The organism is Pseudomonas sp. So3.2b (genome assembly GCF_019464415.1).
Lineage (GTDB): Bacteria > Pseudomonadota > Gammaproteobacteria > Pseudomonadales > Pseudomonadaceae > Aquipseudomonas > Aquipseudomonas shahriarae.
In genome coordinates this window covers 180,569-202,550 of record NZ_CP080494.1, presented here as the reverse complement: position 1 = coordinate 202,550, position 21,982 = coordinate 180,569, and the positions used below count along the sequence as shown (strand labels likewise).

The following is a 21,982-nucleotide window of genomic DNA, read 5'->3' as shown; positions in this document are numbered from 1 at the left end:
CGCTGTGGTCAGTGCCATTACCCACCAGCACTTGCCAGAAAACGAACGCCGCCACCACCGCCTTTCGATGAGCCAAAAAAGCATCCTGCTAAAAGGCGACTCAGCATTCGTCACCCTCAGATCTCTCTTGAAATCGGGACGAATGACCCTAATATGATCTTATCTTGCCATCATCGTTTTCAATCATGGATGTTTTTCGGGGGTCGGTCGAAATGGCAGAAAAAGAAGACGCTAAGCCCGCGAGCGGGCGCTTTAACACGAATGATGAGACGAAGCGGATCGTATGGACACAGACCGCTGGTCATTGTGAACTGTGCGGTACGGATCTAACGTTCGACTATCGTGCCGGCAAGCCAATGAAATGGGGCGAAGTGGCGCATATCTTACCCGCCAGTCCCAAGGGGCCTCGGGGACGCGCGGATCATGATGCTGAGGCGCACACTAACGATACTGCTAACCTGATGCTCCTGTGCCCAGGCTGTCATGACAAAATTGATCGTGACGCAGATGGCTACCCTGAAAATGATCTGAGCGGTTTGCACCAAGCGTACCTTGAACGCATCCGACTCGCCGCAACGACCCCCGATGGTGGCAGAGCCATTCCTCTCATCGTCCAGAGTCAGCACTTTCAGACGATCAACGATATCCCCGTTCGCGATCTGTTGGCTGCGATGTCCGCCGAGGGATTAACCGCCTTCGATCAAGGCATCAAAATCGCCTTCGCTGCGCCCGGACCACGTGGCAGGGACACTACCTATTGGCAGAACGTCAAAGACAGCGTCCAGTATGAGCTGGAGCAGCAACTCAAACGTCGCGGCGGCACTTATGGCGATTCGCCCGCGCTAGCAGTAGTCGGCTTGGCCGACATTCCGGCCTTGATGATGTTGGGCCAGAGTATCGGCGACCGTTCCAAACGCTTGATCTTCTCTTTTCATCGCGAGCATCTTTTGCGCTGGCCCGATCAGTCTGCTGAGCCGCCTAGTTTTCTGTTTACGCCTCCACCCAACGGCGATGGCCCACTGGCGTTGGTGCTCTCCATTTCTGCGCAAGTTCCAGTACGCGACGTGACCGACGCTCTACCCGGTGCACGTATTGCAGAGCTGTCGATCCCAGAACCAAGCTACGCGATGGTACAGAACCGTCGGGTGATTCATGCTTTTCGCGACGCACTTCAAATACGACTGAGCCAGCTTGAGGCTCTGACTCCTGACCCCATCCACGTCTTCGCCGCCATTCCTGCGGCATTGGCCATCGAGTTTGGCGCGTTGCTCACAACACAGCATCAACATACATACCTGATCTTCGATCGGGACAAAGAAAACCAAGATCGGTTTACGCAAACACTGCAATTGGGTCCCGTGGCCCAGGAGGCTATGTAATGCTTTTGAGCAACGAACAGACCAAGCGCAGCAGTTGGGAATATTTTCTGCTTCGCGCCGCGAGGGAGATCTCGCTGTCGGAAGCGCAGTACGAAAAAATCAATGACCGCTACTCCCAACTGGAAAAAATCCTCTCGGCTTCCGACAATCCGTTGCTCGCTGAGGCTCATATTTTCGTTCAGGGCTCAATGCGGCTGAAAACGACCATTAAGCCAATTCCCGGGGCGCCTGCGGATCTGGACACCATTGATGCGGACGCGATTATCTGGCTCCCTCACGCTCAAGGCGCTGGTGCGAAGGAAGTTCTAGAGGCGATTGAGCAGCGTTTTAGGGAAGGCTCCCGCGTTCAGGAAGAAGTTAAGCAACTACGTCGTGGTATTCGAATCGTTTATGCAGACGAAAATCCAGGTTTCCACATCGATGTCACACCTGCCCGGGCGATCAACGGAAATGGCGAAGCAAACGGCGAGGGTAAGCTTGAGGTTCCGGATCGAGTCACAGGATGGAAAGCGAGCAGCCCTATTCCTTACTCGAATTGGTTGCAGGTCGCTTCCGCCCAGGAAATCTCTCTGGAAAGCTTAGTGGTTGCCAAAAGCCAGCGGATGCTTGATGCCGCGACCCAAGATCCTTTGCCGCATTATCAGGATTACATCGATCAAGATCCCCTGCGTGCGACCATTAAGCTGCTCAAGCGGCATCGCGATGAATGGGCCATCAAGACAAGGAGCGCTGATACTCGCCCAATATCTGCGGTCATCACCACTCTAGCCACGCACGCATACCTGGATGTCGTAAAGGAGTCGCAGTCGAAGCCTCTGGCACCGCTCGATGCAATTTTGGAAATCGTTCGCAGAATGCCGCAGCACATCGCGCATAGAGGTAGCGACTGCTATGTCTGCAACCCTGCCGATAACGGCGAAAACTTTGCAGAGAAGTGGAATCGACCGGGCGAGGGGCAAGGCTACCGTCAGGCATTCGCCAAGTGGCATGCGGACGCCAGTGCATCTGTGTCATTAGGTTTGGAAAGTTTTGAATCCAATGACTCCTTTGCCGAGGCAGTGAAAAAGAACTTCGGTATTGCGCCGGCGTTCATCACGGCAGTGAACAATGAAATCCCTGCGAATTGGACGATGCCCGGTCGACCGGATGGCACTACTCGAAACTCTGCTTCGATGGGTTCGCTCTTCGGAGGGGCCAGCGGTGGCGGAACCTCTCAGTCGAGCGTAAAGCCAGTTGGACGCCTTGGCTGATCCTATTAAGACACCATTGCAGCGCGGAATCGCCGCACTGCGTAACACCCTAGGTCAGGATGCTGCCGATGCATTGCTCCAGCCCGCACCCATGCGGGCTGACGAAGCGGCGTGCTTTCACTTCCCCTTGCCCACCGATTACACGGGGCAGGAGCGGCGACTGCGTATAGGTTTCCCCTCCAACTTTCCCCGCGGGCTCTTGCGGCTGAACGTCGAACCCTCTCCATGGCTGGTTTGGCCGCATGCCACTAAGTCGGGGCTTTGCCTTCATGGCTTTCAGGAACGCCCCATCATGGGCTCCCCGGAGGTCGTGGTAGAGGACAGCCTTGCTCGCTTGGCCCAGATCGTTTCGTTGTCCAAGATGGGATCAAACCAGGCAACACGCGATATCGAATTTCAGAATGAGATCACTACCTACTGGTCGTTTCAGCACGGGCAGTCATTCCAGAACCTCTTACTGTTGGATCGACCTCAGGCTGCCTCGCAGTTGTTTGCGCTCAGCGATCCGCGCCGAGCTGTGCCATCCGGTCAGGAAACGGTTTGGTTAGCATCGAATGTAGCTGCACTCAAAGGGCATTACCGACGGGTCGTCGGGCGCTCTGCTGTCATTCGTGCGGCCGAAACTCCCGGTTTTTACGTCAAGCTTCAGACTTATCCGGATATCCGCACCCCGGATCCAGAAGATTTATTGCTGTGGCTAAAGCCACACCTTCAACCAGACGATGCCGAGCAATTGCTGGCATGGTTTGAGCTGCATGGAACGTTGGCGAGTCGATGGATTGTTCTGGAGCTTCCAGGAGGCGCAGATGCTCCAACATATTGTCTCAATGTGCGTTCGCTCGGTGTACAGCAGGAGCGGGGGGCAAAGTTTGGCTTGCGTACAGCTCGCCGGCGGCCAGCTATCGCAAATGCTCATCCTCCGGCGCTCGTCCGAGCAACTGCCCTGGATGTGCTTGATCGAGCGTCTATCCTGTCCCGCGATATAAGCGGCACTGCACAGCACCTTGAAAATGCTCGAGTCGTTTGTGTTGGCGTTGGCTCATTAGGCAGTACGGTGGCAATACAATTGGCACGATCCGGTGTCGGCCACCTTACCCTCATCGATCCTGACACTTTGGTGTCAGCCAATCTGGGGAGGCACGTTCTGGGAGCGGATAGCCTAGGGAGGCTGAAAGCCTCAGCGTTGAGGGACAAGATTCTGTTAGATCTTCCGACGACAGAATGCACCGCTTATTCGACTTTTGCCGAAGTAGTGATGAGTAGCAAACCAGAAGTGTTCGATAACGCAGATCTGGTGGTGATCACGACAGCAGACTGGCAGTCGGAGGTCACTGTATGGCGAACCAAATCCAGCGGCGCTCCTTGGGGGCTTTTACAAGCCTGGAGCGAACCGTATACCCAGGTCGGCCATGCTCTATTCGCACCAGGCGGCACCTTTGATGGCCGTCAGTTGTTCACGGACGTCGGCGATTTTTTGCATAGATTTACAGAGTGGCCGGGAGGCGGTGTTGTTCCACTGCCCGCGTGTGGCGAGAGCTTTATCCCAGGCGGCTCGCTGGGAATGACCAATATCGCCTCTATGGTGTCGCACACGGCCTTACGCGCATTGACCGGCAAGATCGCCACTGCATCTTGGGTCAGCAGCATTTATAGGCCTGAAGATGTGCTGAGCCTAGGAGGCCAATACCATGGGCCCAAACTGCCAGAGGGGACGCAGCAAATCCTACTCGAACGCGGATGGCCGGAAGATAAGGACGAAATGGTATGACGGATATCGCATGGCGCTGGCGATGGCCGGAGGTGGACTCCGAGCTATTGGTGTCCCAGGCGGTCGCGGACATCTTGGATAGTCATCGGCAGGGCCTTTTTGGCGTGGAGCGAGGTGGACAGTTATTCGTCAACCCTGTTGATCCGAAAGGTTTGCTGCTGGCCTTGGCCACGTTGCCTCATCGCGCCGATCGGTCAGGCTGGTCTTGGCTAGAGTTGGATGCGGCGCGGTGCCGTCAGGAGATCCAGGCTGCCAACGAACAAGGGTTACGCCTGGTGGGCTATTGGCATACGCATCCCCAATCCGTTCCGGTGATCTCTCCGGCAGACATCGGTAGTTTCTCCAAATTTGCTGCACGTTACACGCAGGATCTGCCGCACCCAATAGCCATTATTGTCGGCAAGTCCGAAAAACCAGAAGGTATCAAGGCGTGGTCGTTCAGGGACGGCAGATATGTTGAGGCAACCTGGGTCAGATGAACTTCAAGTCAGTGCGGTGGAAGGCAGGTCAGCGTTTATAGTTACCCGCTAGCATTAGGGCGAAGAGCTCTGCCTGAAAGCGGGCATCATCCAATGCGTTATGGTTCGGTTCGCTGAGTGGCTTCAGCGCAGCGGTCATTTTGGATGATTTTGTTTCCTTCCAGCTGCAACCTACAGCGCCCATAAAGTAGGCCTTCATGTCGATAGCGGTAAAACCAAAGGGGTTGGTTTCCAGGTATTTGTGGAAGTAGTAATTGACGAATGACCAGTCAAACGGTGCATTGAGTCCTACGAAAATGACCTTTTGCCCCGTTTGGCAGGACGATCTCAGCCACTGATCAAATGTCAGCATCGCCTGTTGCGGAGCGAGACCCTCGCGCTCCAGCTTCTCCAGACTCAGCCCCGATACTGCCAGCGCTTCGGGGTCGTGTTTCGGACTGTCAGGCCGTAGTTCAAGATATATGGACGTTTCAGGTTGGGCTACAAGACAAGCTCCAATGGAAAGCAGACTGTAATCGCCTGGTATAGGCCCAGAAGTCTCGACGTCGACGGAAACATAAAGCTCATTAGGGTGCATGTCATATCCTTTCGTGTAGTTAACTGATCACGCTCAGGCTCTTAGCCATGTGAAGGTGGAAAGGCAGGTATATCCATTGCCCCATTTTTTGCTGTTTCACTCGCTATCCGGCGTTCGAGCAGCGGCAGTGCCTGTCTACCAGCGGATTGCGCGTTCCTTTGGTCAGCTCTGGGCCCAACCATGATGATGTGTGTCATTCTCTGATGGCGGATGAGGGCCGGACGATCATGAGTGAAACTGAGCGTTGGATAGTAAAATCCCAGAAAACTGAGGACGGAACTGGCGACATCATCATTGATCTGCCTCAAGAGTTGCTTGACCAAATGAGGTTAGGTGTTGGGGACGACTTGGAGCTAACGGTATTGAATGGCACATTAGTCCTGACGCCCGTCCGCAACGCAACATCAGTGCGGCCCATGTTTGCTGGCGTCCTGCGTCAGGATGCCAGTCATGCTTACCGCATGCGTCTGGAGACGCTTCTTCATATTTCTGTCAATGCTTCGGATCTGGACATTCACGACATGATAGTAGCTGGCTTCTCGGCCAGCCTGATCAAAATGCTTTGTGATGATGGAACCCTCAGCGACGAAGAACGCGACAGAATCATTCAACCCAAAACGCTCAAAACAAAACTGTCAGCCAATCAGCTTTTAACGTCGCATGAGAGCGATCGCCTGTTCCGTTTTGCACATATTACCGCTATGGCCGAGGTGGTCTTCGGTGACAAAGGGAAGGCCAAACATTGGCTTTCCAAACCCAAAGCCCGTTTTTTAGGAGAAAGCCCATTGGCGATGGTCACTACAACCTTTGGCACACATCTAGTCGAAGAAATGCTGATTCAAGTGTCTGAGGGCATGTCATTTTGATTCAGTCGCAGCCAAACGGACTCTACCGCTCCTTGAGTAACATGGATTTCATGCACCAATACCGGCGTCGCATAGCCGAATACGGCATGCACGGGCATCCATGAAGCACTAGGTTTCACCCGCATCGGCACCTACCGCTAGGTAGGGTTCACGCACGGCAATGGTATAGCTGTGTACTGGCGCAAACCACTTTATCCGGTGACAACTCGATAGAAATCATCCCGTTCAGTGAGATGAAGGGAGAAGACGGAACAGCCATGAGATCACCCTGCTGCTATCCGTCGGCATCGGAACCTGGTGATCCGCTGGGAGCTAAGCTGAATGATGCTTCTCGTTCGAATCGGTTTTTTGGATCGGCAGGAGGTACAAATGAATTTGGCAGATTATGTTTCAGTGCTTTCTGCAGGCGAGAAAATAGACGGATGCCAACTCGCCCCCTCAGATGCAGTGGCTTTCGCCAGTCTGCATTTTCCTTCCCGTGCCTATTGTCTTGTTGCTGATTGGGCAATATTGGATCTCGACATTACAACACGTCAGCGAAAAGCCATTACGGATAGACAGCTAATTCCTGCTCTCGTTTACGCTTTGACCGTTATCCAAGACAGTAAAGGCCGCTTCCCGCCTGGTGATTGGGTCCGATCAACGCTGGGTGTTTCCTTCACCAATGACTGCTTATTTCGAACAAAAAACACAGTGTATGTGCTGATGGGGACCGGTCGAAGGTTGCGCACGGATTTAGACATCGCACTGAGCCTGTGTTGAAAAAAGACTATTTCCGCACAGGTGATTGACCGGTCGCGCTCACATGGTGTTTCGGCATAAATGATTGCTCTCGCTGTTGTGTCAAACTATGTTGTTACCAATCGAGCCCCGTATTTGAAGTGCGACCCGTCTGTGTCAGTCTATGTTGCTGTTGTGTGGCCCCCGGATCATCCTACAGGCCCCGATTTACGAGAGGGGCTGTGTCAAACTATGTTGTTGGTAACCAGGGTTGAAGCTACGAGATAAAGTCTGTCGGAATGAAATAAAGTTTGTCGCTGGCGCCTCCTGCCCCCCGGTTGAGCAGCCAGCGACGCTTTCCTGCTTGCCTCCTTGCTCTCGACGCCGCTCTAGGTTTTATCGAAAAAATGATCTTAGCTATTCAGCCTGAGGAGACTGTGCGTTCCTTTATGGAAAAACTCCTCGCCCAAATGCAGGGGGGAATTAGTTGCTATGGCTTGAACAAGATGCTTAATAGGCATACTAACTACCCGTTAAAGGAGGTTTTTAAGAGTGTTCAAGATGTCTCCTACTATAGGGTTGAATACATAGGTCATTCGAGGTGCTACGACTTAAATAGAACCCCAACAGGTTTTGTCCTGTTTGTGTTGCCGAAGATATTGAACGCTTAGGGTTTTCCTTCTGGCGACGTGCTCACTGTTGTGAGACTGAAAGTCTGCGCTGATCACGGGAAAAGTTGCTACGAAGTTGCTAGCGCCAATCAGCCGTTCAGGGGGATGTCTCAGCGGCTTTGGCGTAAAGCACGATGACCACACTTCGCCAGACGATGTTCCGGCCACAGGATTTCCAACATGGAGAAACTCCGTGGCCGGCTCGCTTACGCTTACTTGGAAACCGTGCCGGCGGTAATGGCAGGTGCAGCGCTGCGTCGCAAAATCAGGACACCACCTATTGCAGCCAAGGTCGAACCTATCAATACACCGACTTTTACCTCGTCAATCAGGTGAGCTGATCCAGCAAACGCAAGGTTTCCGATGAATAGACTCATGGTGAAGCCGATGCCACACAAGAGCGCAACGCCGTAAAGCTGTGCCCAATTGCTGCCTTCCGGCAGCTTGGCCAAGCCCATACGAATGGCCAGAGCAGCCAATAGGAAAATACCAATCTGCTTGCCCACCAACAAGCCGAGCGCTACACCCAGCGGAACCGGATCGACTAGGTTTTCCATAGAAATACCGGCAAGTGAAACACCCGCATTGGCGAAGCCAAAAATCGGCACCACAGCGAAAGCTACCCACATGTGCAGCTTTTCTTCCAGGAACAGCAGTGGAGACCGGACTTCCTCTTCAGGCTTACCCATTGGGATGCACAGCGCTACAGCGACACCCGCAAGGGTGGCATGCACCCCCGATTGCAGCACGAAGAACCACAGCACACCACCGACCAGCAAATAGGGGAACAATCGTCTGACGCCCCATCGATTCATTGCGATCAGAATGACCAAGGTTGCGAGCGATGCCAGCAACATCGGCATGGAAAGACCAGTGGTGTAGAAAAAGGCGATGATGACCACAGCCCCCAGGTCGTCAATGATCGCCAAGGCAGCGAGAAAAACCTTCAGTGAAGTCGGGACTCGCTTACCCAGCAGCGACAAGACGCCCAGGGCGAATGCGATGTCGGTAGCGGCTGGTATAGCCCAGCCTTTCAAGGTCTCAGAATTACCCCAGTTGATTGCGATGTAGATCAATGCAGGCACAACCATGCCGCCTAAAGCACCAAATCCTGGCAACGCACGCTGGCCCCAAGTGGAGAGCCCGCCTGCCAGTACCTCTCTTTTGATCTCGAGTCCGACCATCAGGAAGAAGATCGCCATCAGGCCATCATTGACCCAATGCTCGACAGACATGCCCAACCAGACACTGTGCAAGGCTGCAAAATAACCTTGCGAGAGAGGCGAGTTGGCCACAATTAGTGCCGCGAGTGCTGCGCCCATCAGTACAAGACCGCCAGCGGATTCCGACGATAGGAAGCGAGCCAGAATTGCGGCAGCTCTAGGGGTTTCGGCTTTAGCTTGATGATTGGTCATCAACATCCTTTGGATCATTTAAAAAGGTAATATATTAACACTTGGCCCGCGCACGCGGGGCGGGGTCTAAACAGCATGAAACAGTTGATGCTGAAGGGCTTAGTTAGCGAGCACTCCTCAACGCAAGCCTCTGAAATAGGGCTTACGCCCAAGCATCCGAAACGATATCAATGCCGTCACTGACTCAATCCACCGTCCCTCTTTCGAATAACTCGATGAGTCGTCCCCCCGCTTGATACCATCCAGCACACTTATATGACGATTTAATGTCTGGAAGGCCTTTGCGTGAATGTTATCCATCGCTGGTTAAGACAACCCCGTGCACGCCTGATCGCCTTGATCGGGTTGGTTCTGATCGTGCCTTTGTGCCTGCGTGCGGCTCTGGGTTGGTCGAATCCACTTGGTTATCTTTCAGATCTGGGAATTGCGAGCCTGCTGATAGTACTCCTGCATCGCCGTCCTTGGTGGTTAGCGCTTCCTGTGTTGCTGGTATGGGGACTTATTACTCTGGCGACTGCCGAACTGGTCAGCGCGGTCGGTAGACTCCCAAACTCCTCTGACCTGCACTACCTGGTCGACCCTCAGTTTTTGGAAAACTCTACAGGTGGTGGTTTCGCCCAGCCTTGGCTGGCCGCCACTCTGATTGTTGGACTGGTAATTTGGCTGATCACGCAGTACCTGGGACGCTTGTCTCCCGCTCCGGGTTTACCACGAAGCGCGTGGGCAGCACCGCTACTGCTATTGATCGCCCATTGGGGTGTGCAGCACCTGTACCCCTCAGAAGAAGACCAGTGGCGCTTGTTCAACCTCCCACATCAGTTAATGGCCGCGAGCGTTGGCGCTGTTCAGGCAAGCGCGGAAGAGTGGCTGGAAGGTGAGGCTGTCGATGAACTACCGAAAATGGCGGGGCTCACTGAACTCGATCTGGACGGACAGAAACTGCTCGCGACACCGGGGCGTGCGCGCAATGTGTTGATCATCGCACTGGAAGGTATTCCCGGCGCCTACGTCGGCGTCAACCGCAAAGCCCTACACAGCAGCTATCAAGAAAACCTCATGCCGAATCTCAGTCGTTGGGCAGAGCGCGGCATGAATACGCCGGATTATGTACTGCATAGCCATCAAACCATTCGTGGTCTGTACGCAATGCTTTGTGGGGATTACGACAAGCTGGACAACGGAACGCCTAAAGGCGTTGAGATGTTGACCCAGAACGAACGGAACCAGGCGTGCCTCCCTGCCCAATTGCACAAGAACGGATTCGCCACGCACTACCTTCAGGGCGCGGGCCTGCGCTTCATGGCCAAAGACAAGATCATGCCGCACATTGGCTTCGGTGCGACCCATGGCCTGGAATGGTTCACCAACAGCAACTACCTGGAGTTCCCTTGGGGCAAGGACGACAAGGCCTTCTTTGAAGGGGCGCTGGACTACGTCGGCCAACTGAAAAAGCAGAAAAAGCCGTGGATGCTGACCCTGCTGACCGTTGGCACCCACCAACCCTATTCGGCCCCTGAAGACTACCTTGAGCGCTACGACACACCCAAGGAGGCCGCCGTCGGGTATCTGGATGATGCTCTCGGGCAATTCCTCAGCGGCCTGGAACGTCAGGGCATCTTGAAAGACACCCTGGTGGTGATTACCTCGGACGAATCCCACGGTATCGATGGAGTGCGCCTGGCTTCCTCTTGGGGCTTCAACCTGATGTTAGCGCCCGAGCAGGATCAGTTGCCTGGGGTAAAGTCTGGAGTCTACGGGCATGTCGATCTGAGTGCTTCGATACTCGACTACTTCGCCTTACCCGTCCCTTCAGCCTTAAGCGGTCGTTCCCTGTTTCGTGACTATGAAACAGGCCGCGAGATCATGTCGTTCACCAACGGCAAGCTGCGCTATCACGATGGCCAAGGCACGTTGACCGAGTGTGACTTTCAACAGCGCTGCCGGAATTACAACAGTGCAGGGTTCATTGCCGATCACGCTACCCTTGCCGGACAGTACGGCGGCAAACGAGCACGAGAAATCACAGCAAGAGCCTTGGCGCTGGATCATTCGCTGATCCGGACACCGTTGAACCAGCATTACCAATTCGGCAGTCCCGCCATCATCCCGCTTCAGGCACAGATCAAGGATGACTGGGCCGACAACCTGATCGGTGCTCAGTATCTGGAAATGCCCAAGGGCTCACAAACACGCGTGCGTCTGACCGTGCGCTCTTTAGATCCCCGGCAGGATGCCTACATCCTGCTGAAAGCCAAGGAGTTGGAGCAGGATGTGCCACTGGGGCTGCCAGCAGAAATGGTCGTCACTGCCGATCAGCCGTTGGAGATGGACTTCAGTTTCGATAATCCGCAGCCGCGTAAGGCGTTCTCGTTCCATCTGTTGGGCTATGGGCTAGGTGCCGTTGAAGTGAGTGACTTCAGCGTGATTACCGAGTTGCTAGAAGCTCCGGAGGCGCTGGAAGAGTCCCAGGTTGATAACGTAGCTAAATCAAGTTAGGGCGTTATGCATAATTAAGATTAAGTTGAGCGCATTAATATGCCGGGTTTAACAAAGCAACACAGGAGTGTTGCAAAAACTGCATGCTATATACTGAATAAACAGAGGTTTATTAAAAGTCAGCAGTAGTATTTATGCCTCCCCGTTTTTGCTTTGCGCAGTATTCGGTTGCCTGCACCATTGGATGAAAATCTAGAAAATTAAATTTTTCACCAAAACATTTTGTCACATTAATTGCTATTGATAATTTGATCTGCATCAGTAATTGCCAACCGGTTGATTGCGTTACATCTATAGTTCCTGTCAGCTGGACGGAACTATAGGATGTAAGACCGAAAAATAATGTTTTCAGTCTTATATTCCCACGCTCGCTCATGATCACCTCAGCCCGTCTCACTTGAGCTGTGCACACAGGAGATACTCATTGATGAAGCAGGTGGTCGACGCATCAACGGAGCAAACACCAATCCCTCCGCATTCCGTGGCCTGGCACTCCCTACCTGCAGAGCAGGTGACAAACCTGCTTGAGGTCAATGAGCATGTCGGGCTGGAGGCCGCCGAAGTTCAAGCGCGGCTTGCCCGCACGGGTTTCAATCGTTTGCCAGAAGCCGCACGGCGACCCGCGTGGCTGCGATTCATGCTGCAATTTCACAACATTCTGATTTATGTGCTTCTAGGATCCGCTGCGATTACCGCGATGCTGCAGCATCTGTGGGACACGGTGGTGATTCTTGCAGTGGTTATTGCAAACGCAATCATAGGTTATGTCCAAGAGGGTAAAGCGGAAAAGGCCATGGACGCTATCCGGCAGATGCTGGCGCCGCACGCCGCCGTGATTCGTGCGAGTCAACGTTTGAGTGTTGTAGGCGAGGAGTTAGTACCGGGCGACATTGTATTGCTGGAGGCCGGAGACAAAGTACCTGCTGATCTACGCCTGCTGCACGTGAATAGACTGCAAATCCAAGAAGCAATTCTCACCGGTGAATCCGTACCGGTAGAGAAACACACCGAACCAGTGGGTGTTGAAGCCGCTCTGGGTGATCGTACCTGCATGGCGTTCAGTGGCACGCTCGTGACTTGCGGCCAAGCAACCGGGGTTGTAATTGCTACCGCAGCAGCAGCTGAAATAGGACGCATCAGTACGCTGCTTGCTGGAGTTGAAACGCTGACCACGCCGCTGGTGCAGCAAATGAATATATTTGCACGTTGGCTGACGATCTTGATCTTGTTAGTCGGCGGCCTTCTGCTCGTGTTCGGCCATTATGTCGGGCACTACGAGTTCACAGAGATCTTCATGGTCGTGGTGGGGATGTCGGTAGCGGCGATACCTGAAGGACTGCCCGCCGTCCTTACCATCACGCTGGCTGTCGGCGTTCGTGCAATGGCTCGCCGCAACGCTATCGTGCGTCGCCTGCCGGCCATCGAAACACTCGGCTCGGTATCCGTTATCTGCACTGACAAAACCGGCACACTGACCCGCAACGAAATGATGGTCGCAACGGTCGTCACGAGCGATCTGCTCTTCACGGTTGATGGTGCAGGTTATCAGCCAGCGGGAAGCATCAGTCTTGCCGATCAGTTAATCGACATATCATCTCACCCCGCGCTCTCAGAATTGGGGCGAGCAGCAGGTCTTTGCAACGATGCCTCGCTGCGCCTGCATGAGGATGTATGGACGGTGGAGGGGGATCCGATGGAGGGGGCCTTGCTGGCGTTTTCCGGAAAAGCTGGAATCGATAGCGATGAAGATCATCGTACCTGGCCACGAACCGATGCCATTCCGTTTGACGCGAAACACCGCTTTATGGCGACCCTCCATCACAATCATGATCGCCATGCCTCTATCTATGTAAAAGGCGCGCCGGAGCAAATACTGGCCATGAGCACGCAGCAGTTCGTAACCGCCGGCGTGACGGAGCCCCTCAACGCGGACTACTGGTACGAACAGGCGAACACTATCGCCGCAAAAGGGCAGCGTGTATTGGCGTTTGCCGCTAGATCAGTTCAGCCAGAGCACACCGTGTTGGAGTTTGGGGACGTGCAAGGGAAGCTAACCTTGTTGGGTATGGTCGGGTTAATTGATCCGCCGAGACCCGAGACGATAGAGGCCGTTCAACAATGCCAGGCGGCGGGCATTGTCGTAAAAATGATCACTGGCGATCATGGCGGCACCGCCGCCGCAATCGGTCGGCAGATTGGCTTGCAAAATCCCGACAATGTGCTGACTGGTATAGACCTGGACTCCATGAACGATGCAGCGCTCAAGGAGGCGGTGAAGAACGTCAATATCTTTGCACGTACCAGCCCTGAACATAAACTCAGGTTGGTCATGCTGCTGCAATCGAATGGCATGACCGTGGCAATGACCGGCGATGGCGTCAACGACGCACCCGCGTTGAAGCGTGCCGATGCGGGTATTGCCATGGGGGGGAAGGGCAGTGAAGCCGCCAAGGAAGCTGCAGACCTGGTGCTGGCCGACGACAACTTCGCATCCATCGTGGCGGCAGTGCGCGAAGGGCGGACAGTCTACGACAACATCAAAAAAGTGTTGAGCTGGACGCTGCCTACCAACGCGGGCGAGACCATGACCATCATCGTGGCCCTGCTGCTCGGCCTTACACTGCCGGTCACGGCGATACAGATTCTGTGGATCAATCTGATTACCGCCGTGACACTTGGCATCGCACTGGCGTTCGAGCCTACCGAAGAAAACACAATGCGCAGACCGCCCCGTTCGCGCAAAGAGCCTCTGATAAGCGGTGCATTGGTTTGGCATATGGTACTTGTTTCAATTCTGTTCCTCTGCGGCGTTTACGGCATTTTTTCTTATGCGCTCGACCGTGGCTACTCCGTGGAGTTGGCCCGTACCATGGCGGTGAATACGTTAGTCGTGATGGAAATATTCCATCTGTTCTTCATTCGTAATCTCTACAGCACATCGCTTACCTGGAGGGGCATTCGTGGCACCAAGGTCGTGTGGATGACCGTCGCAGTGGTGACCTTGGCTCAGTTCGGCATCACCTACGCGCCACCGCTGCAAAAGGTGTTTGCCACAGAAGCGATCCCCTTCCTGGATGGCCTACTTATCATCGGGGTTGGTGTTGCGCTCTTTGCGATCATCGAGATTGAAAAACAGATTCGAATCCGCCTGTCCGAGTAGAACTGATTGCAAGCTGGCAATCCCCAAACGACAAGCATCTTCATGCCACTGAAAGAGGATTTAGAAAATGCATAAAATACTTGTAGCTGTCGATGGTTCCGAGCATTCGGAGCGCGCGGTGCGTTACCTTATTGGGTTGATCCAAGAGGGCGGATTGCTGGGCGGAAGTGTTGAGGTGCATCTGCTGAATGTGCAGCCACTTTTACCAACGCGAATTGCACACGACATGAGTGCGGATGAGATTGATCGTTACTACGGTGATAAAAGTGCTGAGGACTCACAAAACGCTGGGGTGCTTCTGAAGCAGGAAGGGATTGCATTTACACTTCATACCCTACAAGGCGATGCAGCAAGCCAAATCGTGGGGTGCTCCCACTCTTTAGGATGTGACAGCATCATCCTAGGCTCACATGGCAACGGCTTTCTTGCAGGGATTTTTCTGGGCTCTGTTGCGGCAAAGGTGATTCAGCTCTCAGATATACCAATCACCTTAGTCAAATAGGAGATCGTCAAATGCTTGATAGCGCGACCCCATAAGTGGGTGATCCAAGGTGGATGTTCTGGAAAGGCTTTGATTGAGTTGAGTCGTGCGCAACATAAGCCATCGACTTTTCCATGCGTGTGGTTCCCTCGACATTTGATGTTCCGAGCGACTGAGAAGCAAATCACGTGCTCCTCAGTTCCTACTCCCGGCTGATGAATTCAATCTGGAGTGAAACCTGGTTGGGGGTATACGCAGCTACTGACTTGCGAATTTCTTCCCGCGCCTCATCTGCGCTTCCCCACAGGCCGCAAAAAACGAGGGCCTCCTGCGACAGTTTGAATTCTCTAATTTCAAGGGCATGGTTTCAGGATTGAAAACTGTCCCGCTTGGGGCCCCTCGGGGCTCCAAACGACGTCCTTCTCTCCTTACAGCTCCTAGCAAAAGGTGCAATTACAGGTGGAAGTGGCCCGCCGCCTCGGGCTGGTAAAGCACTTTCCTGATTTCAATCCGACGGGTCCGATCAGAAATTCGCCAGTCGATGGCGTCCCCCTCCTGATAGCCCAGGATGGCGGCGCCGATGTCGGAATACACGGAGTGCTTCCCTGCGGTGCTGTCCGCGTCTTCAGGGTAGACCAAGGCCACTTCGATCTCTTCTTCGTCCAGTTGCAGCAAGGCTCTAGAGTTCATCGTGACGACATTGCACGCCACCTGCTGCGGCTTGACGACAATGGCTCGTTCAAGCTCATGTTCGAGTTCAACAACGGTCGGGCCTTGCTCGAGCGCGATTAGGCTTTCGAGCCTGGCCTTGTCGATTTCCGTAATGTAGATCCTGGTGGCGTCGCCAGCGGCACCTTCGCGCAAGAACTGGAGATAGCGCCCCGCCGTCATGGAAAATGACTTCAATGTCGGCGTTTCGCCTTCAAGCAGAAAGCCGCTGCGTAGAAAGGCGTTCAGCGAGCGCGCGTTGTCCGGGTGGATCTTGGCGATGAGCTTCTTGGCCCGCATGTCGAGGAAGGCCAGTTTCATGCCTTCGCGAATCGTGCGGGCGCCAAGGTTCTGGCCCCATTTATCGCTGTCTCCGATGACCAGGACTATCTCGCAATCTGAGCCGGTCTTGATCAGACGGACAAAGCCCACCGGGGCGTCATGTCGGTCATAGGCCATGAAGAATCGGCCGCCCTGGTTGAATAGATGGGTCAGGATCGGCGATTGAGTCCGATCGATGACTTGCTCGATGGAGCGGGAGACATGACGCGAATCGCTCAGATAGCAGGTGACGCGTTCATCCTCCAACCAATCCATCAGCGTCAGCGCGTGCGCCCGAGTAATTTCAGGGCACAGCGAAATGAAAGGCTTGTTCATCTTCATCACACTTACTTGTAAAGGATGGAAGCCCGTCATGGCTTTGGCCATGACGGCTCTTTGGGCAACCGACCATGTTAAGACATAACGCGGGTAATGCCGAACCCTGCTCCTTGGTCCGACCCAGAGGCTCGCCGCAAGCGGTTCCATCAAATGTACGTGGATGTCGTGTGATTACTGGGTGCAGCTGTTTTGCGGTTCCTCTATACGACGCGGTAGGCCCCGAAATACGGGCACTCTTCGCGACAGTTTTAGCTCTCTTTGGGAGCGTCGTTAGCCTTTGGATCGGTGTGACTCAGGTCCACCAATACCGCACCAAATGAAAGAAAATCGGCGCCGCAAAACACACCGAATCCAACCGATCCAGCATCCCGCCGTGTCCTTCGATCATATGCCCCCAGTCCTTCACCCCTCGGTCGCGCTTGATCGCCGACATCACAATCCCGCCGGCAAAGCCCAGCAGGTTGATCAGCAGCGCAATCAGGAATGACTGCCAGGGGTTGAACGGGGTGGTCCACCACAGTGCGGCGCCGATCAGGGAGGACAGCAGGATCCCGCCGACAAAGCCTTCCACGGTCTTCGACGGTGACAGGTTGGGCGCGATTTTGTGTTTGCCGAACAGTTTGCCGCACACGTACTGCAACACGTCCGAGAGCTGCACCACGATCACCAGGTAGGCGATCAGCAGCAGGTTGCGGCCCTCGTAGCCGACGATGTCGAGGGTCAGCAGGGCGGGTACGAAGGAGACGCAGAACACCGCGATCATCAGCCCCCACTGTACTTTCGATGCGCGCTCCAGGAAGTGCGTGCTGTCGCCGCCCAGCGAGGCAAGGATGGGCAGCAGGAGGAACACGTAGACCGGAATAAAGATCGAGAACAGGCCGTACCAGTCAAAGTAGATCAGCAGGTATTGCAGGGGCAGCGCCAGGTAGAACGCGGCGACCAGTGCGGGGTAGTCGCTGCGGCGGGTGGGCGTGAGGGTGAGGAATTCGCGCAGGGCGTAGAACGACACGGCGTAGAACAGCAGGATTACCGCACCGGTGCCGAGCCAGAAGGCGACGCCGATCACCACCACCATCACCCACCAGGCATTGATGCGGGCGTTGAGGTTGTCGATCACCGCATTGGGTGTGCCACGGGTGCGCAGCTTGAGGATCAGGCCGATCAGCGAGGCGAGCACCAGGATCATGCCGATGCCGCCGAACAACATCAGGGTTTGGCTATCCATGTCAGGAATGCTCCGGGGCGAGGGCGAGCAGGGCGTCGCGGCTGCGGGCAAGAAACAGGGCCTTGTCTTCACCGTCTGCAAGCTGCAGCGGTGCGCCAAAGCTGGTGGTGCACAACAGCGGCAGCGGCAGCACACGGCCCTTGGGCATCACGCGGTTGAGGTTGGCGATCCACACGGGGATCAGTTGCGCCTGTGGGTAACTTTTTGCCAGGTGATACAGGCCGCTCTTGAAGGGCAGCAGGCCATCCTCCAGGTTGCGCGTGCCTTCGGGGAAAATGATCAGCGAATCGCCGTGCTCCAGGGCTTCGAGCATCGGTTGCAACGGGTTATCCACAGGGTCTTTGCGTTCGCGGTCGATCAGCACGCCGTTGAATACCCGGTTGATGATGTAGCGGCGCAGTGCGCTCTTGTTCCAGTAGTCGGTGCCGGCCACCGGGCGCGTGGCCTTGCGCAGGTTCTGCGGCAACGACGCCCACAGCAGCACGAAGTCGCCGTGGCTGCTGTGGTTGGCAAAGTAGATGCGCTGCACGGGTTCTGGGGCGCAGCCCAGCCACAGGCTGCGGGCGCCGGTCACTGTGCGGGCCATGGAGGTAATCAGGGTCGCGACCAGGGGTTCGAACATAAGGATTCCTTATCCGGCGAAGGGCAGCCACGGGCTGGCCAGGATGACGGCCAATGTCAGTAACACTTGCGCGCCCAGCAGGTAGGCCTGTTTGCGCAGCAATTTGAGGGCGCCACGCCGGCGTTCGGTCCAGGGCCGGCTTGCGCGGTTGGCGGGTTGCAGGCCCAGGGTTTGCAGAGTCTGGTCCAGCTCGCCGGTGCGTTCTATGTCCTTGGCCATCAGCGCAAACAGGTCGGCGTCGAAGGCCACCCGTAGCGCCCAGTACTTTTGCAGCAGCCCGAGGACAATCATCCACAGGCTGAGCAACAGGCAGATCGGCGTGATACTGACCATCAACAATTGCGCCAGGCCAAACAGTACCCCGAGCAGGGTCAGGCCTGTGGATAACTGATCCAGCGAACGGCCGCGGCGCAGCAGGCTGGCGACTACCTGGAGTTGCATATCAGCGGGCATAGGGCAGTGCTCCCAAGGCTTGGCGGTGATCGGCATGCAGGACCACATCCGATCGTGCTGTACGAATAATAGCCAGTGCCTCGTCCACCGTGGCCGCCCGTCCGCTGTGCAGCAGCCAGGCCGCCACGGCGCTGGCGCTGCGGGAATAGCCGAGGGCACAGCACACCAGCAACGGGCCGTGCTCGCGCAAGCGCTCGATGGCTTGGGCCGCCTCCAGGCACTGTGCCGGTGTGGGTGCGGTCAGGTCGAGGACGGGCAGGGCATGGTAAGCGCGGCCCTGTGGATAAACAGGCAGTTCGGCACACAGATCGACCACCGCATTGAAAGAACTCAGCTGCGCTGGCGTCGGAATTCGCCCCAACCATACGTTATCCACAACCCGGTCAGGCTGCGGATGCTTGCGCGTCCACAGCCGCGAATTGAGCCACGCCGCCGCGAGATAAGGCGCATACAGCCAGCGTGCTGCCGGGCTGAGGCGGCCATCTGCGCGTTTCTGAAAGCCTGCGGCGCCCAGCAGCCAGTAGTTGAGCGCCACCAGCAACACCGCGACGGCAGGCCACAGCAGCCATAGCCAGGCACCGCCCCCGGTAAAGGCCACTATCGTCAGCACCAGGGCGCCCATGGCGTAGCGCAACCCCAGGCGCCAACGTTTCGGGTCTTTGGCCGGCCGCGCATGCAACAGTGGGCTGGGTTGATCCACCGGCCATAGCCACACACACAGCCAGCCGGCCAGGGCGCCTGTGGGTAAGTCTATAAAGTGGTGTTGGTAAGTGGTCAGCACCGAAATGCCAATCAGCGCGAACCAGCCATGCACCAGCCAGCGCCACAGGCCTTGGCTATGCCGCTGGTACATCACCCACAGGATCACCAGCAAAGCGATATGCAGCGAGGGTGCCTGGTTGAACGGTTTGTCGAACCCGGCCAGTACCGCAAACAGCCAGCCGAACACGCCGTCCATTTCCGGGCGCTCAAAGGTGAAGCGCAGCGGCCATAGCAGGAAGCAGCTCACGGCAATCACCTGCGCACTGAGCAGACGCAGGGCATGTTGCTTGAGCTCATGGCGGCTGTTAGGCAGCAGCAGGGAGAAGCCGTAGAGCAGGTCGATCGACCAGTAGGGCACGATGGTCCAGGCCCAGAACGGCATATGGGTTTCCCAGCCGAATACCAGGGTGCCCACGTCGCTGCGCTGGCTGGTGACCCAGGTGGCTAAGCCGTAGGTGCTGAAAAACAGCGGCGCCAACAGCAGCAGCCAGAGCAGGGCTGGTTTGAAGAGACCTGGTTCGCGCATGGTCAGATCTTCTGCGCCAGCGACACGCTGAAGATGCCCCACTCATCCACACGCTGGGTGATCTTGCGAAAGCCCGCGGCTTCCACCAGTTGATCCATTTCCGCCTGGCTGCGACGGCGCATCACCCAGGCCTGGCCCTGGCGATGGCTGGTCAGGGCGCGGGCGATCAGTTCCAGTTGCGGGTGCCACGGTTGGCCGGTGTACACCAGGTATCCGCCGGGCTCCACGGCTTCGGCCAGCCCTGCCAGGGAACCACCGACCATGGCGTTATCGGCAAACAGTTCGTACAGCCCGGACACCACTGCCAGTGTCGGCGTGGGCGCCAGTGCGGCGAGGTCGGCCCGGTCAAAGGCATCGCCTTTGACGAACTGCGCAATCTCCCCCAGGCCTTTCTCGCGGATCAGCGCGCCACCGTCGCGCACGTTGATATCGCTGTAGTCGCGCAACAGGATTGACTCAGGCAGCGGCGAAACGCCCTGCAAGGCTTCCAGAATGTACCGACCATGCCCTGCGGCAATGTCGACGATACGCACTTCGCGCCCGTCGTCGCGCAGCTTGGCCATGGCCAGGCGCAACAACTCTTCAACATGCAGTTTGCGCTGGCGAATCCCGCGCCAGCCGATGGAGTTCAGGTAGTTGGTATCAATCATCCGCCCCAGCGCGCCCTTGCCGGTGGGGGTATTGCGGTACACGTAGTCCAGGGTACTGCCCGAGTCGAAGCCGGTGTCGAAGCCCAGCTTCACGCCCTCGGACAGCTTGCGGCCCAGGCCCATGCTGGCGCGGGTCATGCGCCAGTACAGGTCGCGCAGGGAGTTGTGCGGCAGCGGCGCGGCGAGGGATTCGGATTCGGCGCAGGTCGCGCCGATTTTGTCGGCGTCCAGCAGGCTGGCGCGGTCCAGCGGGTGCGCGAAGTTTTGCAGGATAAAACGCCTGGCGCTGGCCAGTGCCACGGCGCGGTCACGTTCGCCGAGGGTGTCGTGGAAAAAGCCGGGCAGGATGTGCAGTTCCTTTTTCAGGCTGCCAAGCCGCTCGAAGAACTGTTGCTGGGGTTTGCGGTGCACCACAAAGTCCGAGCCGGAGATCAGCAGTTGGGTCGGCACCTGGATCGCCTGGGCATCGGCGACCACGCGGTCGGCCGCTTCGTACAGGCCCAACAGCACATTTACCGAGATCGCCTTGGTGATCAGTGGGTCTGTGTCATAGGACGCGACACGCTCGGGGTCATGGCTGAGGAACTTGGCCTTGACGTAGCTGTTGACGAAAAAATTGCCGCGAAAGCGCCGCATCAGCGCCAGGCCCGGGCGAGCGAAGGGCACGTAGAGCTTGACCTTGAACGCCGGGGAGGCGAGCACCAGGGCCCTGATATTCGGGGCGTAGTCGTGGACCCAGGTGGCGGCAATCACTGCGCCTACGCTCTGGGCGATCACTGCAAGGTTTTCTGGCGCGATGCCATAGGTGGCGCCGATATGGTCGCAGAAGGTCTGCACGTCCCGCGCGCTGGTGGCAAAGCTCGGGCTGTCGCCACGCTCGCCGGGGGACTGGCCATGGCCACGGGCGTCCCAGGCGAAGAAATCGAACTGTGGCAGGTCCAACTCGTCCACCAGGTGCGCAATGCGCCCGGAATGCTCGTGGCCACGATGGAACAGCAGGATCGCCTGGCGTGGCTCAGGCCCGGTGGCACTGGTCGCGGGCCAATGCCGATAGAAAAGCTCTACGCCGTCATGGGTACTGAAGGTGTGCTGTTGCTGTTCGCGCATCGCAAGA

General features: G+C 56.2%; 18 protein-coding genes. 9 read left to right on the top strand and 9 right to left on the bottom strand.

The window, feature by feature from the left end; translation table 11 throughout:
* Window positions 1-212 precede the first annotated feature (212 nt).
* From K1X80_RS00915 to K1X80_RS00900, 4 genes are read left to right on the top strand one after another with little or no spacing between them, the layout of a single operon-like run.
* Window positions 213-1,379: an SAVED domain-containing protein gene (locus K1X80_RS00915; RefSeq protein ID WP_032856642.1), complete on the top strand. Its 1,167-nt coding sequence runs from the start codon at window positions 213-215 to the stop codon at window positions 1,377-1,379.
* Window positions 1,379-2,629, top strand: a complete 1,251-nt coding sequence (locus tag K1X80_RS00910) for a nucleotidyltransferase (protein WP_019334920.1) — start codon at window positions 1,379-1,381, stop codon at window positions 2,627-2,629. Before K1X80_RS00915 ends, K1X80_RS00910 begins: the two co-directional genes overlap by 1 nt.
* Complete coding sequence (locus tag K1X80_RS00905) at window positions 2,613-4,397, top strand: ThiF family adenylyltransferase (RefSeq protein WP_032856643.1); 1,785 nt, start codon at window positions 2,613-2,615, stop codon at window positions 4,395-4,397. The genes K1X80_RS00910 and K1X80_RS00905 overlap by 17 nt, the downstream gene beginning before the upstream one ends.
* Entirely contained in the window at window positions 4,394-4,876 is a 483-nt protein-coding gene (locus tag K1X80_RS00900) for a Mov34/MPN/PAD-1 family protein (RefSeq protein WP_019334922.1), read from the top strand. Before K1X80_RS00905 ends, K1X80_RS00900 begins: the two co-directional genes overlap by 4 nt.
* Before the next feature lie 28 nt (window positions 4,877-4,904).
* Here the strand turns inward: K1X80_RS00900 and K1X80_RS00895 are convergent, their stop codons facing one another.
* A complete protein-coding gene (locus K1X80_RS00895) occupies window positions 4,905-5,453 on the bottom strand; it encodes a 3'-5' exonuclease (RefSeq protein ID WP_032856644.1) in 549 nt (182 codons plus the stop codon).
* 227 nt (window positions 5,454-5,680) lie between these two features.
* On the opposite strand from K1X80_RS00895, the gene K1X80_RS00890 reads away from it, so the two are divergent.
* Together K1X80_RS00890 and K1X80_RS00885 are read left to right on the top strand one after the other, a co-directional pair.
* Window positions 5,681-6,319: an antitoxin Xre/MbcA/ParS toxin-binding domain-containing protein gene (locus tag K1X80_RS00890; RefSeq protein WP_224793261.1), complete on the top strand. Its 639-nt coding sequence runs from the start codon at window positions 5,681-5,683 to the stop codon at window positions 6,317-6,319.
* Window positions 6,320-6,688: 369 nt separating this feature from the next.
* On the top strand, window positions 6,689-7,081 hold the full coding sequence (locus K1X80_RS00885) for a DUF6957 family protein (protein ID WP_143513845.1): 393 nt from the start codon (window positions 6,689-6,691) through the stop codon (window positions 7,079-7,081).
* Between the two features lie 841 nt (window positions 7,082-7,922).
* Here the strand turns inward: K1X80_RS00885 and nhaA are convergent.
* Complete coding sequence (nhaA, locus tag K1X80_RS00880) at window positions 7,923-9,125, bottom strand: Na+/H+ antiporter NhaA (protein ID WP_057961239.1); 1,203 nt, start codon at window positions 9,123-9,125, stop codon at window positions 7,923-7,925.
* A 285-nt stretch (window positions 9,126-9,410) separates the two neighbouring features.
* On the opposite strand from nhaA, the gene K1X80_RS00875 reads away from it, so the two are divergent.
* Window positions 9,411-11,621, top strand: coding sequence for an LTA synthase family protein (locus K1X80_RS00875; RefSeq protein ID WP_128593102.1), 2,211 nt, complete (start codon window positions 9,411-9,413; stop codon window positions 11,619-11,621).
* Between the two features lie 112 nt (window positions 11,622-11,733).
* Here K1X80_RS00875 and K1X80_RS00870 read toward each other — a convergent pair whose 3' ends face one another.
* Window positions 11,734-11,997, bottom strand: a complete 264-nt coding sequence (locus K1X80_RS00870; protein ID WP_128593103.1) for a hypothetical protein — start codon at window positions 11,995-11,997, stop codon at window positions 11,734-11,736.
* Window positions 11,998-12,048: 51 nt separating this feature from the next.
* Between K1X80_RS00870 and K1X80_RS00865 the strand changes: the two genes are divergently transcribed.
* Window positions 12,049-14,781 carry a cation-transporting P-type ATPase gene (locus K1X80_RS00865; protein WP_152988018.1) on the top strand — a complete coding sequence of 911 codons (2,733 nt, stop codon included), beginning with the start codon at window positions 12,049-12,051 and terminating at the stop codon, window positions 14,779-14,781.
* Window positions 14,782-14,848: 67 nt separating this feature from the next.
* The gene (locus K1X80_RS00860; RefSeq protein WP_057961231.1) at window positions 14,849-15,283 is read left to right on the top strand and encodes a universal stress protein; all 435 of its coding nucleotides are present in this window, start codon (window positions 14,849-14,851) and stop codon (window positions 15,281-15,283) included.
* A 432-nt stretch (window positions 15,284-15,715) separates the two neighbouring features.
* Here the strand turns inward: K1X80_RS00860 and K1X80_RS00855 are convergent, their stop codons facing one another.
* From K1X80_RS00855 to K1X80_RS00830, 6 genes are all read right to left on the bottom strand, one after another.
* Complete coding sequence (locus K1X80_RS00855) at window positions 15,716-16,678, bottom strand: bifunctional GNAT family N-acetyltransferase/nucleoside diphosphate kinase regulator (protein ID WP_169989914.1); 963 nt, start codon at window positions 16,676-16,678, stop codon at window positions 15,716-15,718.
* Window positions 16,679-16,922: 244 nt separating this feature from the next.
* Window positions 16,923-17,855, bottom strand: a complete 933-nt coding sequence (locus tag K1X80_RS00850) for a phosphatidate cytidylyltransferase (protein ID WP_115129328.1) — start codon at window positions 17,853-17,855, stop codon at window positions 16,923-16,925.
* Window position 17,856: 1 nt separating this feature from the next.
* Window positions 17,857-18,477 (bottom strand): 1-acyl-sn-glycerol-3-phosphate acyltransferase, encoded by a 621-nt coding sequence (locus K1X80_RS00845; protein WP_057440592.1) that lies wholly within the window; start codon window positions 18,475-18,477, stop codon window positions 17,857-17,859.
* A 9-nt stretch (window positions 18,478-18,486) separates the two neighbouring features.
* A complete protein-coding gene (locus K1X80_RS00840) occupies window positions 18,487-18,930 on the bottom strand; it encodes a hypothetical protein (RefSeq protein WP_169990845.1) in 444 nt (147 codons plus the stop codon).
* Window positions 18,920-20,218, bottom strand: coding sequence for a phosphatase PAP2/dual specificity phosphatase family protein (locus tag K1X80_RS00835; RefSeq protein ID WP_057961224.1), 1,299 nt, complete (start codon window positions 20,216-20,218; stop codon window positions 18,920-18,922). Before K1X80_RS00835 ends, K1X80_RS00840 begins: the two co-directional genes overlap by 11 nt.
* 2 nt (window positions 20,219-20,220) lie before the next feature.
* The gene (locus K1X80_RS00830) at window positions 20,221-21,975 is read right to left on the bottom strand and encodes a bifunctional alpha/beta hydrolase/class I SAM-dependent methyltransferase (RefSeq protein WP_057440589.1); all 1,755 of its coding nucleotides are present in this window, start codon (window positions 21,973-21,975) and stop codon (window positions 20,221-20,223) included.
* Between the last annotated feature and the right edge of the window lie 7 nt (window positions 21,976-21,982).

Bases quoted from the DNA above. Each gene is read 5' to 3' on its own strand.
- K1X80_RS00915 (WP_032856642.1), top strand. From the start codon at position 213: ATGGCAGAAAAAGAAGACGCTAAGCCCGCGAGCGGGCGCTTTAACACG.
- K1X80_RS00910 (WP_019334920.1), top strand. From the start codon at position 1,379: ATGCTTTTGAGCAACGAACAGACCAAGCGCAGCAGTTGGGAATATTTT.
- K1X80_RS00900 (WP_019334922.1), top strand. From the start codon at position 4,394: ATGACGGATATCGCATGGCGCTGGCGATGGCCGGAGGTGGACTCCGAG.
- K1X80_RS00895 (WP_032856644.1), bottom strand. From the start codon at position 5,453: ATGCACCCTAATGAGCTTTATGTTTCCGTCGACGTCGAGACTTCTGGG.
- K1X80_RS00890 (WP_224793261.1), top strand. From the start codon at position 5,681: ATGAGTGAAACTGAGCGTTGGATAGTAAAATCCCAGAAAACTGAGGAC.
- K1X80_RS00885 (WP_143513845.1), top strand. From the start codon at position 6,689: ATGAATTTGGCAGATTATGTTTCAGTGCTTTCTGCAGGCGAGAAAATA.
- nhaA (WP_057961239.1), bottom strand. From the start codon at position 9,125: ATGACCAATCATCAAGCTAAAGCCGAAACCCCTAGAGCTGCCGCAATT.
- K1X80_RS00870 (WP_128593103.1), bottom strand. From the start codon at position 11,997: ATGAGCGAGCGTGGGAATATAAGACTGAAAACATTATTTTTCGGTCTT.
- K1X80_RS00865 (WP_152988018.1), top strand. From the start codon at position 12,049: ATGAAGCAGGTGGTCGACGCATCAACGGAGCAAACACCAATCCCTCCG.
- K1X80_RS00860 (WP_057961231.1), top strand. From the start codon at position 14,849: ATGCATAAAATACTTGTAGCTGTCGATGGTTCCGAGCATTCGGAGCGC.
- K1X80_RS00855 (WP_169989914.1), bottom strand. From the start codon at position 16,678: ATGGCCAAAGCCATGACGGGCTTCCATCCTTTACAAGTAAGTGTGATG.
- K1X80_RS00850 (WP_115129328.1), bottom strand. From the start codon at position 17,855: ATGGATAGCCAAACCCTGATGTTGTTCGGCGGCATCGGCATGATCCTG.
- K1X80_RS00845 (WP_057440592.1), bottom strand. From the start codon at position 18,477: ATGTTCGAACCCCTGGTCGCGACCCTGATTACCTCCATGGCCCGCACA.
- K1X80_RS00840 (WP_169990845.1), bottom strand. From the start codon at position 18,930: ATGCCCGCTGATATGCAACTCCAGGTAGTCGCCAGCCTGCTGCGCCGC.
- K1X80_RS00835 (WP_057961224.1), bottom strand. From the start codon at position 20,218: ATGCGCGAACCAGGTCTCTTCAAACCAGCCCTGCTCTGGCTGCTGCTG.
- K1X80_RS00830 (WP_057440589.1), bottom strand. From the start codon at position 21,975: ATGCGCGAACAGCAACAGCACACCTTCAGTACCCATGACGGCGTAGAG.